Source organism: Achromobacter spanius (assembly GCF_003994415.1).
Taxonomy (GTDB): Bacteria; Pseudomonadota; Gammaproteobacteria; order Burkholderiales; family Burkholderiaceae_B; genus Achromobacter; species Achromobacter spanius_C.
The window spans coordinates 6211500-6227401 of the sequence record NZ_CP034689.1 but is presented as its reverse complement, the minus strand read 5'-3'; the positions used below and the strand labels follow the sequence as shown (position 1 = coordinate 6227401).

Genomic DNA, 15902 nt, shown 5'->3' with positions numbered 1-15902 from the left:
ATGACCGAGAAAGTCTATAACGTTCTATTTTTGTGCACCGGCAACTCGGCGCGCAGCATTATGGCGGAAGCCTTGCTCAATACGCTGGGGAAGGGCCGCTTCCATGCGTACAGCGCGGGCAGCTATCCGGGTGGCACCGTGAATCCGTTCGCGATCGAACGAGTGCAAGTGTTGGACTACCCGATAGAGCAACTGCGCAGCAAAAGCTGGGACGAATTCGCCGCGCCGGACGCACCCCAGATGGATTTCATCATCACCGTGTGCGACAACGCCGCCGGCGAAGTCTGCCCGGTTTGGCCAGGCCGGCCGATCTCTGCCCATTGGGGCTTTGAAGATCCTGCCGCCGCGGAGGGCACCGATGAAGAGAAGCGCCGCGTCTTCGAAAAGATCTTTCGGCAGATCTCCGCCCGCATCAATATTTTTGCCAACCTGCCCATCGCGGCGTTGGATAAGGCAGCGATTCATCGCGAGTTGAAGCAGATTGGTGAAAGCAAGCCGGCCGAGTAATGCCGTGCTAATGCTCATGACGCCTGTCGATGGGCCATTTTTTTTGACGAATATTTCGAAAATTCTTGGAGCGTCAAAATGAAAACCATACAGATATTTGACCCGGCCCTGTGCTGCAGCACAGGCGTGTGTGGCTTGGACGTGGATCAGGCTTTGGTAACGAGTGCGGCCGACATCGATTGGGCGAAGCGGCAAGGCGCAAACATCGAACGGCTCAACCTGGCCCAACAGCCCTTGGCGTTTGCGCAGAACGCGGTGGTGAGCGCGTTTCTGACGCGCTCGGGCGCGGAAGCGCTTCCTTTGACCTTGGTTGATAACGAGATTGCGTTGGCGGGCAGATATCCCACGCGCGAGGAACTCGTGCGATGGACAGGTATCGAAGCCCCCGGCGACGCCAAACCGCAGTCGGGTTGTTGTGGCGGCAATCGCACCTGCTAAGGGGACGGCCATGAAATTTCTAGATGCAGCTCCCAGGTTTTTCTTCTTTACCGGCAAAGGCGGAGTCGGCAAGACCTCGCTGGCTTGCGCGGCGGCCGTCTTGCTGGCGGAGCAGGGCAGGCGTGTGCTGTTGGTCAGCACTGATCCCGCATCGAACGTGGGGCAGGTATTCGGCGTTGATATCGGCAACCACATCACCGCGATTGCCGCCGTGCGCAACCTGTCGGCGCTGGAAATTGACCCGCAAGGCGCGGCCCAACAGTACCGGGACCGAATCGTGAACCCGGTGCGCGGCGTCTTGCCCGACGATGTGGTGCGGGGCATTGAAGAATCCTTGTCGGGCGCCTGCACCACGGAGATTGCGGCGTTTGACGAATTCACGTCTTTGCTGACGGACTCAAACCTGACGTCGGACTTCGATCACGTCATTTTCGACACGGCGCCCACGGGGCATACCATCCGCCTGTTGCAGTTGCCGGGAGCCTGGAGCAGCTTTCTGGATGCTGGCCAAGGCGATGCGTCATGCCTGGGGCCGCTGGCCGGCCTGGAAAAGCAACGTTCCCAGTACCGCGAAGCCGTCGCGGCGTTGGCGGACCCGCAACGCACGCGCCTGGTGCTGGTCACGCGCGCGCAGCGGGCCACGCTCGAAGAGGCCGCGCGGACTAGCCAGGAGCTGGCGGGCATCGGGCTGTTGCAGCAGCACCTGGTCATCAATGGTGTCCTGCCTGCCGCGGCCGTCCAGCATGACGATCTGGCCGCGGCCGTCTATGCACGAGAGCAGGCCGCCATCGAGGCCATGCCCGCACCGCTTGTGGCCTTGCCCAAGGACCAGGTCACCTTGAAAGCCTTCAACGTCGTTGGGCTGGAAGCCTTGCGCCACCTGCTCAGCGACGCCGCGCTTGATGCCGACGAGCCGAACCGTGTTGACGTTCCCAAGATCGAAGCCCCTGATCTGGCATCGCTGGTTGATGGCATTGCCGCCGACGGGCACGGCCTGGTCATGGTGATGGGCAAGGGCGGCGTGGGCAAAACCACGCTGGCCGCGGCGATCGCGGTCAACCTTGCGGAACGTGGCCTGGCGGTGCACCTGACCACGTCGGATCCCGCGGCGCATCTGGCACGTACGCTGGAAGGCACGCTCCCCAATCTGACGGTCAGCCGCATTGACCCGCGAGTCGAAACCGAGCGCTACCAGCAGTACATATTGGCGACCAAAGGCGCCAAGCTGGACGCGCACGGGAAGGCCTTGCTGGAAGAGGATTTGCGTTCGCCATGCACCGAGGAAATTGCCGTCTTCGGCGCGTTTTCCCGCATCGTGCGCGAGGCCGGCACCAAGTTCGTCATCATGGATACCGCGCCCACCGGCCACACTTTGCTGCTGCTGGATGCAACCGGCGCCTATCACCGGGACATCGCCCGCCAGATGTCGGGCAGCAATGTCCACTACACCACGCCGATGATGCAATTGCAGGACCCTACGCAGACCAAGGTGCTGCTGGTCACCCTGGCGGAGACCACGCCCGTGTTGGAGGCCGCCATTCTTCAGGAAGACCTGCGCCGCGCCGGCATCGAGCCCTGGGCCTGGCTGGTCAATAGCAGCATCGCCGCGGCGGGACCGACATCGGCCTTGCTATGCCAACGCGCTTTCAATGAACTGCGCGAAATGGACGGCATCGCCAAGCTACACGCGAAGCGATACGCCGTCGTGCCCTTGCTGAAGTCCGAACCCGTCGGCATCGAGCGCCTGCGGCAATTGGCCAGCCACCACCATGACGCCGCGCCAAGCCTTGCGTAGTTACCCACGTAATGACCCTTTATCGCTTCAACCTTCAATCCACAAATAAAAAAGAGTTCGCCCAATGTTTGGTGCAATAGCAATTTTTGTTCTTACGCTCGTGCTCGTGATCTGGCAGCCCCGTGGCCTGGGGATCGGGTGGAGCGCCAGTTTGGGCGCCGTCCTTGCGCTTGTCGCCGGCGTGGTCCACGTCGGTGACATCCCGGTGGTGTGGAATATCGTCTGGAACGCCACCGCCACCTTTATCGCCGTCATCATCATCAGCCTGTTGCTCGATGAGGCGGGCTTTTTTGAATGGGCCGCCTTGCACGTGGCGCGATGGGGCAAGGGTAGCGGTCGGGCGCTGTTCGCGCTGATCGTGTTGCTGGGCGCGGCGGTCGCGGCGCTGTTTGCGAACGACGGCGCCGCGCTGATCCTGACGCCCATCGTCATGGCCATGTTGCTGGCACTGGGATTCAGCCCGGCCGCCACCTTGGCCTTCGTCATGGCGGCAGGTTTTATCGCGGACACCGCCAGCTTGCCATTGATTGTGTCCAATCTGGTCAATATCGTTTCCGCCGACTTCTTCGACATCGGCTTCAACCGTTATGCCGCGGTGATGGTGCCTGTCAATTTCGTTGCGGTGGCAGCGACCTTGGCGGTGCTGATGCTGTATTTTCGTAAGAGCATTCCCGCGCGATACGACGCGGGCCAGCTCAAGCCGCCTGCGGCAGCCATCCGCGACGCGGGCACTTTTCGTGCCGGCTGGGTCGTCCTGGTGTTGCTGCTGATCGGATTTTTCGGCCTGGAGCCGTTGGGCGTGCCCGTGAGCGCCGTGGCGGCAGTCGGGGCGGCAATCCTGCTGCTGGTTGCAGGACGCGGCCATATCATCAGCACGCGCAAGGTCATACGCGAAGCGCCGTGGCAGATCGTGATCTTCTCGTTGGGGATGTACCTGGTCGTTTACGGCCTGCGCAACGCCGGCCTGACCCAATACCTGGCTGATCTGCTGAGCGGGATCGCGGAGCAGGGGATCTGGACGGCCACGATCGGTACGGGCCTGGTGGCGGCATTCCTGTCGTCCATCATGAACAACATGCCGACGGTGCTGGTAGGCGCCTTGTCGATCGACGCCAGCCAGGCCAGCGGCGTCGTCAAGGAAGCGATGGTCTACGCCAATGTGATCGGTAGCGATCTGGGGCCGAAGATCACCCCGATCGGGAGCCTGGCGACGTTGCTTTGGCTGCATGTATTGGAGCGCAAAGGCACCGTGATCTCGTGGGGCTATTACTTCAAGGTTGGCATTGTGCTGACGCTGCCGGTGCTTCTGGTGACGCTGGCTGCCTTGGCAATCAGGCTAGGGTAGCGAGGGCGAGGGTGCTCATATCTCAGACAAAGACCGCTTCTGGCCGAAAGCGGTCTTCGGTTTTTCTTGTCGCGACGGCGGCTCATACGAATACTGTTTATTGAGTTGAGTGCTGCTAAGCTACGTGCGTTTAGCATTTTGTTGCAGTTGCGGAATGAGCGTGATCGTAAACCTGTGAGGGTATTCGAAGCTCGCATTCCATGAATGAGGTGAGAGAGTGGCTTGCCGGCTTAGCTCTTATTGCCCGCAATTGATAATGACATGGCCCACACAGCACATATTCGTAAACTAACTATTCAACGCTTCAGGGGCATCCACTCCCTAACATGGCTGCCTGCGGAAGGAATGAACGTCATCCTGGGTGGGGGTGACGTCGGAAAAACGACCATCCTCGAAGCGATTGCATTGCTGCTTTCACCGTCGAACACTGCGGTCCTCTCTGAGGCCGATTACTGGGCGCGCGACAACGCGCAGGAGTTCGTCATCGAAGCCGTCATGACCCTACCCGATACGACCGGGATCGGCTCGCAGAGCACTTTCGCCTGGCCGTGGGCGTGGGACGGGCAGAATGCGATACCTCCGTCAGCCGACGAAGAAGGAGACCTTGCCGCGCCCGGCGAGCCGGTATATCGCGTTCGGGTACGGGGTACCGCGGAATTGGAACTCGCGTGGGAGGTCATGCAACCCAACGAAGAATTGGCCCATTTTTCGTCAGCCGTTCGCCGGCGTATCGGCTCGGTTCGAATGAGTGCTGATGAGCGCAATGATCGCGATCTGCGGCTTGTCTATGGCTCGGCGCTGGATCGGTTGTTGGCCGATAGCGCATTGCGGGCCCGCATCGGCAAGGAGGTAGCAGGGCTCGATTTGCACGATTCGCTCAATGACAAGGGTAAGAAGGCGATCGAATCGCTGGATGCGCGTATGGCCGGTGCCGCGCTTCCCAGCAATTTGAAACTCGGTCTCACGACCAGCCAGGGGTTGTCCATCGGCGCGCTCATCGGACTAGTGGCGACCGAGAATGACGTGGCGTTGCCTCTGAGTAGTTGGGGGGCTGGCACCAGACGTATGTCCGCGCTCGAAATCGCATCGTCAACGGACAAGGAAGCTAGCATTACGCTCATCGATGAGATCGAGCGCGGGCTTGAGCCGTACCGTCTGCGCAAGCTCATCAAGATCCTGGCCGGCCAACACGGGCAGATTTTCCTCACGACGCATAGCCCTATCGCCATTTCGTGTGCCGAGGACGCGCACCTCTGGTATCTGGACAGCGCGGGCTCCATCGGTGCGCTGCCTCGGGACAAGATCGGGCCGCAGCAGAAGCGCGATCCTGAAACATTCCTGGCGCGTGTGGCCGTCATCGCAGAAGGACCCACCGAAGTCGGCTTTTTGCAGTATCTATTAGAGAGGGCCTTTAAGGGCAACCCGCTTGATTACGGGGTGCGAGTCTGCGATGGTCAGGGAAACGGTGCGACCTTGGATCTGTTGGAGACGCTCGCGTCTTCCGGTTTGCTATTTGCCGGCCTGGCTGACGACGAAGGTACCGCACCAGAGCGGTGGAAGAAGCTGAAGGACAAGCTCAAAGGACGATTGCACCAGTGGCCCAAGGGCTGCACCGAGGACCATGTGATCGGGGCCGTCCCTGAAGAAAATCTCCTCGCACTGCTGAGGGATGCAGAAGGCGAGGTGGATGGCTATCGACTCCGGACTTTGGCGGAGCGCCTCGGACTTCAAGACAAGAGCGTGGAGACGATAGATGCGGCGCTGAAAGCATCGGGAAAGACGTGGCGTACTTTGATAATAGCGGCCGCCAGCGGCAGTAAGGATGGTGCGCCTGCAGGTCAAGAAAAGGCTTGGAAGAAGCACTCCCAGCAATGGTTCAAGTCCACTGTCGGTGGCCAAGAGTTGGCCCAAAAAATGGTCGCGTTAGGCGCTTGGAAGAAAATAGAGCCGCAATTGCTTCCATTGATCAACGCGGTATTGACAGCCGTGGGTCACAAGGCTCTGCAAGAGCTCGATCTATGAGCGACCACGCCGTTGCCAATCTTCTCCGCTCACCCGAGCGGCTGGTGATCATTGAAGCTGCGGCGGGCTGCGGCAAGACATACCAAGCCGCCGCGTACGCGCAGGAGGTGGTTGGGGCGATCGGTGATGGCCGCTTGCTCATCCTGACGCACACCCACGCCGCGTGCTCTGTCTTCGCAGAACGCACGAAGAAGGCAGGGGCGCGCGTCGAGATCAAGACCATCGATGCCTTGATAGCGCAGATCGCACTGGCTTACCATGAGCCACTTGGTCTTCCACGCGATCTGACCTCCTGGGCTTGGCAGGACGGCGGGCGAGGCTTTGAAATCATGGCAACCAAGGTCGCAGGATTTCTGCGGCATCAGCCAATGGTGGCTCGTGCACTGGCCCAACGCTATCCAGTCATCGTGTGCGATGAGCACCAGGACACGAGTGTCGATCAGCACAGTGTTGTCATGTCCTTGCTGTCTGCTGGAGCAGTTGTCCGGATCTTTGGTGATCCCATGCAGCGGATTTACGGCGCCAAGACCGACAAAGCCGCGCGCGAGGATCGTGCCCGCTGGGACGCTTTGAAGGCGCAGGGAGCAGGCGAGAAGCTGATCACGCCCCACCGCTGGCAGACCGGTTGTCCTCTGTTGGGGGCTTGGGTCATCGAGGCGCGGGAGAGCTTGGAACGCGGAATTCCAATAGACCTGACTGGAGCGCTGCCTCCATCAGTTAGGGTGCTTGTCGGAAACAACACGGCTCAGATGCGTACGGGCTACAAACTGTCCAAGGAGCATAGAGCACCGATCGACAAGGTGCTGAAAAGCAGCTCACAGCTTATGATTCTCGCATCGCAGAACGACTTGGTGTCGGCACTTCGGGCGTTCTGGTTTCGTACAGTACCAATTTGGGAAGGTCATACGCGTAATGCGCTAGGGGCGCTCGTACAGACACTGCGCGCAGGTCATGGTGATCCGGAAGCACTGGCGCAGGGTGTCATCACTTTCATGGGCAGCGTCGCAGCGGGATTCAGCTCGTCCAGCCACGGTGACCGACTTTTGCAGGAAGTTCGCACCGGCGCGGCGCGCTCCACCACCGGAAAGCCGGCCAACATCCAAGCGGTCGCACGATGTCTCCTGAATAGTCCCTCACATACGGGCGTGTCGAACGCGCTCGCAAAAATTGCTGCGCTGGTGAAGGAAAACGCCGCAGGCTTTGACACAGTGAAGATTGATCACTGGTCCGAACTGCGGGATGCCGTGCGCATTGGTCAGTTTGCAGATCCGGACGAAGGATTTGCGGAGGTGTCGCGTATGCGCTCCCATTCCCATCCGTCATTACCCCCAAAGGTGCTCAGCAGCATTCACAAGGCGAAGGGCCTGGAGTGCGACCACGCGATGCTGATGGCCTGCGACAAGGGGCAGTTCACATCGACCCTGTACGCCAAGTCCAAGATGTATGTAGCCTTTAGCAGGGCGAAAAAGTCACTAACCTTAGTGGTTTCGACATCCAATCCGAGTCCCCTTTTCAAGCTCCGTTGGTGAATTAGCCCCAATTACCGGCTGTCCGCGTACCTGAACTAGCGGGCGTGAGTGGCAGGCGGGTCAAGGTTGTCCTTTAATTTCCCATGAATCTTGCCGTTGTTCCTTCAGGGCGCGCGCATGGTCCGGCGTGTCTCCGATAGGAGCAGGATATAGGGAGATGTAGGGATGGACGGAAATTCGCAGTTTCAGGGCATCGACAAGGAGTATCCCAGGTTCCAATACCCCGGCCTGATGTCTGTTGGCACGTGCTTTTTGCGTGCCAGGGTGCGACATGACAGCCTGGTAATCGTCTGTGCGCAGCTTTACGACTATCACGGGACATCGGTGACGAATGCCATCGAAGAGGTGCGCGAAGCAGCTATCGTGCAGTTGCACGACGACGTCGGGCTGCAGCACCTCATGCCCGCAAGGAAGTGGTGGCAACGCAAGCCTGTTCGAGAGGAAGTGCTTGCCAATGCGGCTGCCCTGAGCACGATCATCGAGCATTGGCCAAAAGGGCGGGGCCTCGCGCCCGCCGGGTCTTTTGCGATCGTCGAATTTGACGACGCAGGAAAGCCGGAATGGGATTATCGGCCCCAAGCGATGGCGGCGCGGGCATGCGCGGTAGAGGAGGAATTTTTGACGGTGGATCCTGAGAGGCTGTATTTCCGCCAATGTTGATACTGGTTACATATACAGTGATACGTACAGAGGCAAATTCTTCGTCGTACCCGGTCTGGCTGGGAAGGATGGGTTGCGCGATGCTCAAATTTGAGCAACAATAGACCTAACGCAATAGCTGGTGAGCCTTCGGGCAAAAGCGTTGACTGCCGCGCAAGCGGTTCCGCCAAAAGCGGAGGCAACAGAACGCCAGACTACGGGGCCCCTTCGGGGGCCTTCGCTTTTTCCGGTCATACTATTTTCGAGGCGGGCGCGGCTTGATTCCGTCAAGCGTCAGTTCGATCAAACGCGTGAACTTGATGGAGCCGTGGATTGGCGGCTGTTTTCCCGCGTCCAGCTCGTAGGCGCTCTGGATGGTCAGGAGCACTGCGAGACCGTCGGCGTCCTTGATTCTCCGCACGTTGAAGAAGACACCATAGCTTCCGGTAGAGCCTTCGGCGGTCTCCACGTCGATGGTGACGTAGTTCTCATGCTTGGCATAGCCGCATTTGCGTTTGGCCAGCTCGCGAACAATGAGCGGTAAGCGCGGGGACAAAGCATAGCGGTCATGGCAAAACCTGCGGACCTCGCGCTCATCCTGGTACAGATCCGGGGCATGCTCGGTAACCTCATTTCCGTGCGTGAAGCAGTGCATCGCGAAAGCTACACGGATTTCTACCGTCCGGCCGTCAGTCGTTTCCAACTGGTATCGGAAAGGATGCAAGTGGTTGAGCGGAAAGGACCGGCCTTCGGCGTCAACATATGGTGCCCAGCGCATCATTCCTTCGTTCCAGTTGGCCCCCATTTTTCTTTCCGTGTTTTGAGTTGTGCGAGGCGGCGAGTATGCCTCATCTGGTCACATTTTCTGGTTAGACGCGCTTGCAGTGGTATGTGTGCGCTGTTCCACATGGACGGCGTTCCGCTTAGCGAAGGTGATGCGTTCGCCGATGTAGAAGCCACCGAATTCTTGGCCTGCTTCGGGGTGCCCTGGGAATCCGATAACAAAGCCGCCATACGACTCCTCGTCGATCAGGCCGTCATGCACGCGGTCCAGCCACACTCGGGCTTGGATCATCGGGCCAACGACAGGCTGTAGGTGGACGAAATCACCTTGCTCAATGGTGTCCCGTATCGTGTCGCTGTCGAGATCCCAAGATCGGGTGGCGCCATCTTCCGGGACGAGGAAGTCCGAGGGCAAACGGTGGCCACACATCTGTAAAAAGCGCCACGTTGCCGGCGGCATCGACTGCTCACCTGCCTCCCAACGTTGCACTTGGCGTAGGCCAACGCCAAGAATGGCCGCCGTTTGCGCTTGCGTGCGGCGAGTTTTCCCCCGCAATTTCTTGAGGTCTTCCGACGTGGGCCTCATGGTGTCCGCCAGGCTGAGATTCTGGTTCATGTCTTGCTCCGATCGGATGCGTCTAATAGACGCGACTTAGAGCCGTAATTTCACTATAGCGACTAATAGACGTAAGGGCAAGTCGGTGTCGAGTCACCGCCAAAGCTGTGGCCGCTGCCGTGCAGGCCCGTCAAGAGAGGGCGCAGCTCTAGCTAGCGGGATAGGACGACATAGGTTTACTGTGCAAACATACAGTATTCGCCTATGCCGTTCAGATCTCCTTTATCCCTCGCTGAGCTCCGCGCTATTCAGGACCGTCATCGTGGCTCTGATGGCAAGATCTCCGACGCAGACGTGCTCGCCCTGCTGCTGGAGGTCAAGCGGTACCGCTCGTTTGTGCTGCGAACGAAGCAGTTGTCGAGCGAGGTTCAAACGCCCTTCCGGCGTTCTAGCCCCTGTCTACGATGAATGGTGGGAAGCGCTCGCGGCGGAACCTTGCGTGGCTGAACAGGAGCTGATGGTTCGTGAACTGCTGGAGGGGCCCGGTAAGCTACGCAAAGGCATGGCGCCACGGTAGGCGGCAAGTGTGGAACTCCACACAGGAACGGAGCTGATTCTACCGGTTGGCCGACAGGTGCCCCGTCCCAGCGCACCCGCTGCCAGGCCTGATTGACTTCAACGATTCGTGAGGAGTAAAGTCGATCTGCGCTGGCACGCGCAGGACGCCGTCTTCCGAAGCTCCTAGAGCAGTGCTTTGATCTTCTATTGGCCGATGCCTTCCTTCCGGCCTTTCAGAGCGACGGTGACTCTGTAAACGGGGCCTTAAGGATCGAAGCGCATGAATACCGCCAGCATTAAGCCGCTCTCAGTGAACGGCATCAAGCAGCTCGCCAAGAAAATTAGCCGCGAGCAAAACATCACCCACACAGACGCTCTCAATCTTGCCAGTCGCCAGGCTGGCTACGAGAACTTCGTGCACGCGAAGCGCCAGCTTCCCGTCGCAAGTGCACCGCGCGGGTTTCCCGTCTACATCTCCGTGCACTGGTTCACCCGGCGTCCGCGCAAGGACGATCAGACGCCCAATGGGCTGAGGCATGGCCGAGAACTGCTATGTGTGCACCTCTCTCGTCCATTGCCCGAAATCGTGGCCAAGCACCGCGTCGGCCACGCGCGTGGGCTCTACGGCTTCCGGATGGAATACGTCGATCATCTGGAACACCGGACCAATGTGGACAACCAAGAGGCGGCTCGGGACCTTCTACTGAAGGCGGAGCGCAGCTTGCGCTTCATGGAAGCGACAGGCCTGCAACCAGTATCGACCAAGAAGTTCGACGCCATCGCTAGCGTGCTGAACGGCATGCCCGGCAGAGACCATAACTCGGACTGGTTCGACCCTGTGAGCGGGAGCTATGTGTGCCTGGACGAGCCGTATGCGGCTGAGGTCAAGCGCATGGAGGCCAAGCGCGCCCACTGGCTGCAGAGTAATGGCTGCAAAATGGTGGTGCCCAAGTGGGAGGGCATCTACTACGCCGGCGAGTGCATTCCTCTCCTGATTGGCCTGGACGGCGCCCTGCTGCAGCGTGTTGCTGACGCGTTGGCCAATCTGCGCCCCGTCGTGGAGCCCCACCCGTGGCCACACGAGACGGGCAGGTGCAATGACGATTTTGTCAGTCCTCAACGCGAAGCGGATGCAAAGCCGCGCCGGCGGCGGCCGGGGCCGTCTTACGGCGAATACAACGGCGCGGTGCCGTATGGTGGCCAAACCGGTATCCCGTCGCGCTGGCGCCCGGCCAAAGCGATGCCAATTGAGCTACATCTACAACTTGCCCCTCTAATGCGAGGCCTGTCGGCCATCGGGTTTTCCAGCCGAGTCCACTCGAAGCTGGGCGCTGCCCGTTCCGAATTGGACAATTGGTGGCCATTGGAACACCGGGATGAGCAGGGGCGGGCCTTGGACGATATCTACTATGGAGGGCCGATCGCAGTGTGCGGCGATTCGGACATGGAGCGCCTGGCGATGCTCACCGAAGCGCGTTCCATCGTCGTGCGCGGCTACGACGACTGCAAGCCGCGGCGCACACTGCTCGCGGCTTTTGACGCGGGCATCGCTGAGCTGCAGAAGGTTGAGCGCATCCGCGCGGCGGCGAGCCCAGGCGCTAGCGCTGCGATCTGACGTCTCGCGACAAGCGCGCTCGCTGCAAACAGCCCCCGAAAGGGGGCTTTTTGTTGGCAGCGCTTCGCGCCAGCACAGCCTATAGGCCACGGTGCAGCCTCGTGATAAATTGCCGGCGTCGTGCCGAAAACGACCATAAATCCCCGCCTACTTGTTTAGGTGTCCGGTTTATGTCTGATGTTGTGGTTTTTGTCAGGAGCCAGCCGAGGTTCGGCGATCAAATCGTAGCTTTTCCAGCGCTAAGCCTTCTGAAGAAATTTTGGCGTGAAAAGCGCGTCCGTGTAGTGTCCCGGTACGCAGTTGGCCACTTTTACACGAGCCTGCCGTGGGTGGACGAATTCGTCCAAGCGGATGCGTTCGCGGCGCAAGTGCGCGCGCTGCCACGCCGAGCTCACGCTTCCTTAAGTCTTCACCATTCTAGCGAGCGCTACTCGCTGATTAACCTTATTCGGCGGCCAGCGCTGCGCATGGGATTCGAGAATGGCCGGCTGGGCGATCGCGTATGGACCCACAGTCATCGAAAAGACATCAATGAGTACATTGGGCTTGCAAATCTGCGCCTGCTCGCGACGCATCAGGGGCATGAGCCTGAGCGAACTGCGCGTCAGGCATTTCTGGAGATCTCCAAGCCGCACGTCGGGAAGGTCACACCGGCCGATATCGTTTTCATACCGGGCGGTGGCGCCGGAGATTTCAAGCGATGGGCGTTGGACCACTACGTGGCGCTCTCGGATCTTCTTCAAAACCATTTCGCCGGATCTGCAGGGTTCACCTTCGTTCTGGGTCCCGACGAAGGAAGAATGCGGGAGCACATTGCATACCTAGGCCGAAGCGACTTCAAGATTGAGTTCTGTCGGCCGCCAGCAGAGCTCGCCGCGCTCATGCGCAATGCCCGCCTGGTCGTATCGAATGATTGTGGTCCGTCGCATATCGCCCAAGGCCTGTGCGTTCCATATGTCGGAATCTTCAATGAGCCGAATCCAGAATGGTTCTGGGCGCGAAGGTACACGCGGGATGTGGTTCCGGACAACGGAACGGACGAAATCAACTCTATCGAGCCGGCGCGAGTTCTAAGGGCGTGTCTGGACGTCCTTGGCGAGCGGCGGCGCGCGTAGCGCTACATCTTGCAAAAAAAAAGGCCACCCCGGGTGTGGGGTAGCCTGTCCTGAGAGAAAGCACCGAAGTCAGTTAACCAACTGCTTCGCAAGGGCGACTTCAATGCTGTCACCCCCCTGATTCAGGATATCGAGCCCTGAGTCGGGCATATCGCCAGATGTGGATTGAGAGACTGCAATCTTCTGAGCCATGAGCTGCAGGCAGCGCATCTGGGCGGTGCCCTGATAGCCAAGAAAATCCACGTCCACGTCTCGCGTCTGCCCGATCCGCCAACTACGCCTTGCGGCCTGCTGCAGTGTGTAGACGTTGTAGCCGGTCTGCATGAACAAGATGGTCGGAAACTCCAACATATCCAGGCCTGTCTTGACCAACTCCGGGTTGCAGATCAACGCATCGATCCCTCGGTCGACTTGCTCCATTACCCAGTCCTCCCGCTTTTCCGCGGCCACACTGGAACGAAGCACGGCACTGCGCACGCCGGCCTGGTCAAAGAGTGCCTTTAGCCTGGCCGATGTGTCGCGTGTGCCCGTGTACGTCGTGTAAACGAGCGTACGACGGCCTTTTGCAGTCTCCCGTCGCACGCGCTCCAGCAATGCGTTCTCTTTAGGCGACGCATCCTGGTTGCCGTACAGCGCTGGAAGGCTAGCAAGCAGCGACTTGGTATGAGGATGCCGAACCGTCTCAGCCCGAAAGCAGCATTCTGGCCAAGCGAGAAGTGCATTCAGAACAACTCCCATGAGCGACTTGTCACCAGCACGCAGTGCCCGCCGCAACTCGTCAACCAGCGTGCGCTCCAGATAGTGATACGCCGCCTCCATGTCGGGCGACATAGCGACTTCCACCATGCTCTCGCGATAGGGCGGCAGCACGTCCTGACCGAGCTGAGACAGCTTCAAGAACGCCGTGTATGGGACCACATACCGCATGATCCCCTTCGGACCAAAGCCCGGACCTTTGACGGTGGAGATGGTCCTCTTATCCCCCTTTGCCGTTCGATGAGATCCCGAGTTCGATTCCTTGTGGATGTCGATGAGGACGCCGTGTTCACGCATGAATGCCATCGTCGCAGATGCCATCGACCCCTTTGAGTTGAAGTTATACCCGTCCTCTATCATCATCCGCGGGTGGAGGCGATAGAGGAGATGGTATAGGTCGTCCGCGTAGCCTCCCATCAGCGTTCCGGTCAATGCCAACGCCTTTGAGCACTTGCGCGCGAGCACGCCCATCGCCTGGCCTTGAGCCGAACCTTCGTTCTTGTACTCGTGACCCTCGTCTGCAATGAGCAAGCCAAAGTAGCCTTGCGGAAGATACCGTTTGATGAACTCAGTCGGTTGGAATCCGCCTTGTCCGAAAGACACTTCGGTATAGGCGAGTGCCCGTTCCATGCGCTTGGCCTGGCGATCTGAAAAGACTAAGTCGCCTTCATCGTCCATCAAGTTGATGAACTCGTAGACGTTGTCCTGCAGCATGTCGCCGAGCATTTCCTCGCCGAAGCGAGAAAGCAAGCCGTCCGCAGTGCGGGGGCCTACCGTGGGCATTTGAACGAGTGCATTTTTGACCATGTCCCGGTAGCTCATGGGCGTCGCACGCTTCGGAACGAGCGTCCAAAGGCGCTCGCCGCAATTGCACGCGGTGCGCCGCTCGTTCAAGGCCGCCGTAGCCAGCGTCGGTGTGAGCGGTACACCATCCTCGTCGCACACGAACTGACCGCATCGGGGGCAGCAAGCGGCACTTCTGCAAACGCGACCGAGTTCCGAGTCGAAGAGGACCGGCCGTGTTGCGAAGGCAGGGCGCCAATCGAACCCCATCCGCATCCGAACGCGGCCCAAGATGAAGAACTGCGGTGCAGCAGGTCGACCTCGCATGGTCCTGAGCTGAAGCAGCTTCCGAAGCGTGTCTGGACCGTTGAGGATCCAGACTTGTGCGTTCGGTACCGTTGCACGAATCTCCCGCCGCCATTTGTAGACCAAATGAGGCGGTGCAAGTACTAAAGTTCTCGGGAAACCGGCGTGATGGAGGAGCGTGGCCACGAGAATGCCCATAAGAGTCTTTCCCGTGCCCATTTCAGCGTTGATGACGCCGGCTGGCGCATGCTGCGTCAGCAGCGTGGTCAAGGCGTGCACGACGCGCCGTTGAGCCGGGAACGGTGTGCGAGAGAGAGAGTCTATGATCCCGTCCCAGTCGGGGCGGTGGGCTTCGTCAAATATAGGGGGGTTCTGCGCTCGGACGGCCTGCAACAGGCCAGCGCCAAATTTGCTGATGAACTCCGGAAGGGGGATGTGATCGGTTTCATCAAGCTGGGCTTCTTCCAATGCGACAACTTCGTCGTCAACGATCGCGTTCATAATGGTGCTCCAAGAAAAGGGGATTGAGAGACACCAACTCCCCTTCCGGGATGGTGTCCCGGAAGGGAAGAGAAGACGCTGTTAAGCGCTAGGGTGAAGTGTCAGATGTCCATTGCGGACGTAAGAAGAAATTCGCCTCGAAAAGTCCGTGGGAAGACGTACGAAAGTGGGACTAATCCTCCCGACAGGCCGGCAGGCCTCATCATTCAAGTCGGCCAGTAGGTCTGTGCTTAGTTCTCCTAAAAGGAAGTCCCGCCAGTGATCCAAAAGTGGGACGTCAGAGACCTGCTTGATCAGGTCCCATACCAGGTCTGCAGCAGCGCCCGGTGGCTCGTCGCCACCAACGTCGCGTAGCACCCAGCCACTACGCGTAGCTCGGGACGGCTTCAACAATGCGGGGTCATAGATCCAGCAGTGCAGGAGCCCGCCGAAGAGAGTTTGCTTAGGCAGTCTGCCCGAATGCTTTTCGAGCCGCTTCACATCTCCGACAGAGACTACGGTTTCAACGGCTGATGAGGTCGTCATCAGTGTCAATTGACGCAGGCCTCCCTCTTGAACGCCAAGTTGCAGCGATGCGAAGAGCTGCTGCGCGGACCCATCACGGCCATAGAACGACAGAAAAGCAAGGTCTCCGTTAGGAAACCTCACGCAGGC

The 15902-nt window shown here is 59.4% G+C and carries 12 protein-coding genes; 9 read left to right on the top strand and 3 right to left on the bottom strand.

Features of this window, described 5'->3' with window-relative positions; all coding sequences use genetic code 11:
* The 7 genes from ELS24_RS28450 (at nucleotide 1) to ELS24_RS28420 (ending at nucleotide 8296) form a co-directional block, all read left to right on the top strand.
* Nucleotides 1-507 (top strand): arsenate reductase ArsC, encoded by a 507-nt coding sequence (locus ELS24_RS28450; protein ID WP_006221939.1) that lies wholly within the window; start codon nucleotides 1-3, stop codon nucleotides 505-507.
* A gap of 78 nt (nucleotides 508-585) precedes the next feature.
* A complete protein-coding gene (arsD, locus tag ELS24_RS28445; protein ID WP_035212057.1) occupies nucleotides 586-945 on the top strand; it encodes an arsenite efflux transporter metallochaperone ArsD in 360 nt (119 codons plus the stop codon).
* 10 nt (nucleotides 946-955) lie between these two features.
* The gene (gene arsA / locus ELS24_RS28440; protein WP_006221941.1) at nucleotides 956-2740 is read left to right on the top strand and encodes an arsenical pump-driving ATPase; all 1785 of its coding nucleotides are present in this window, start codon (nucleotides 956-958) and stop codon (nucleotides 2738-2740) included.
* A gap of 64 nt (nucleotides 2741-2804) precedes the next feature.
* Nucleotides 2805-4085 (top strand): arsenic transporter, encoded by a 1281-nt coding sequence (locus tag ELS24_RS28435; protein WP_006221942.1) that lies wholly within the window; start codon nucleotides 2805-2807, stop codon nucleotides 4083-4085.
* Between the two features lie 345 nt (nucleotides 4086-4430).
* Nucleotides 4431-6107 carry an ATP-dependent nuclease gene (locus tag ELS24_RS28430; protein ID WP_223283291.1) on the top strand — a complete coding sequence of 559 codons (1677 nt, stop codon included), beginning with the start codon at nucleotides 4431-4433 and terminating at the stop codon, nucleotides 6105-6107.
* Nucleotides 6104-7636 (top strand): UvrD-helicase domain-containing protein, encoded by a 1533-nt coding sequence (locus ELS24_RS28425; RefSeq protein WP_006227973.1) that lies wholly within the window; start codon nucleotides 6104-6106, stop codon nucleotides 7634-7636. Before ELS24_RS28430 ends, ELS24_RS28425 begins: the two co-directional genes overlap by 4 nt.
* Nucleotides 7637-7801: 165 nt before the next feature.
* Nucleotides 7802-8296, top strand: coding sequence for a hypothetical protein (locus tag ELS24_RS28420; protein ID WP_006227972.1), 495 nt, complete (start codon nucleotides 7802-7804; stop codon nucleotides 8294-8296).
* Between the two features lie 235 nt (nucleotides 8297-8531).
* Here the strand turns inward: ELS24_RS28420 and ELS24_RS28415 are convergent, their stop codons facing one another.
* Nucleotides 8532-9080 carry a hypothetical protein gene (locus ELS24_RS28415; RefSeq protein WP_054485450.1) on the bottom strand — a complete coding sequence of 183 codons (549 nt, stop codon included), beginning with the start codon at nucleotides 9078-9080 and terminating at the stop codon, nucleotides 8532-8534.
* Between the two features lie 51 nt (nucleotides 9081-9131).
* Nucleotides 9132-9674, bottom strand: coding sequence for a helix-turn-helix domain-containing protein (locus ELS24_RS28410; RefSeq protein ID WP_006227455.1), 543 nt, complete (start codon nucleotides 9672-9674; stop codon nucleotides 9132-9134).
* A gap of 778 nt (nucleotides 9675-10452) precedes the next feature.
* On the opposite strand from ELS24_RS28410, the gene ELS24_RS28400 reads away from it, so the two are divergent.
* Nucleotides 10453-11787, top strand: coding sequence for a DUF5623 domain-containing protein (locus ELS24_RS28400; protein WP_006227456.1), 1335 nt, complete (start codon nucleotides 10453-10455; stop codon nucleotides 11785-11787).
* Between the two features lie 170 nt (nucleotides 11788-11957).
* Nucleotides 11958-12902: a glycosyltransferase family 9 protein gene (locus ELS24_RS28395; RefSeq protein ID WP_006227457.1), complete on the top strand. Its 945-nt coding sequence runs from the start codon at nucleotides 11958-11960 to the stop codon at nucleotides 12900-12902.
* Between the two features lie 69 nt (nucleotides 12903-12971).
* Here the strand turns inward: ELS24_RS28395 and ELS24_RS28390 are convergent, their stop codons facing one another.
* Entirely contained in the window at nucleotides 12972-15248 is a 2277-nt protein-coding gene (locus ELS24_RS28390) for an SNF2-related protein (protein ID WP_006227458.1), read from the bottom strand.
* Between the last annotated feature and the right edge of the window lie 654 nt (nucleotides 15249-15902).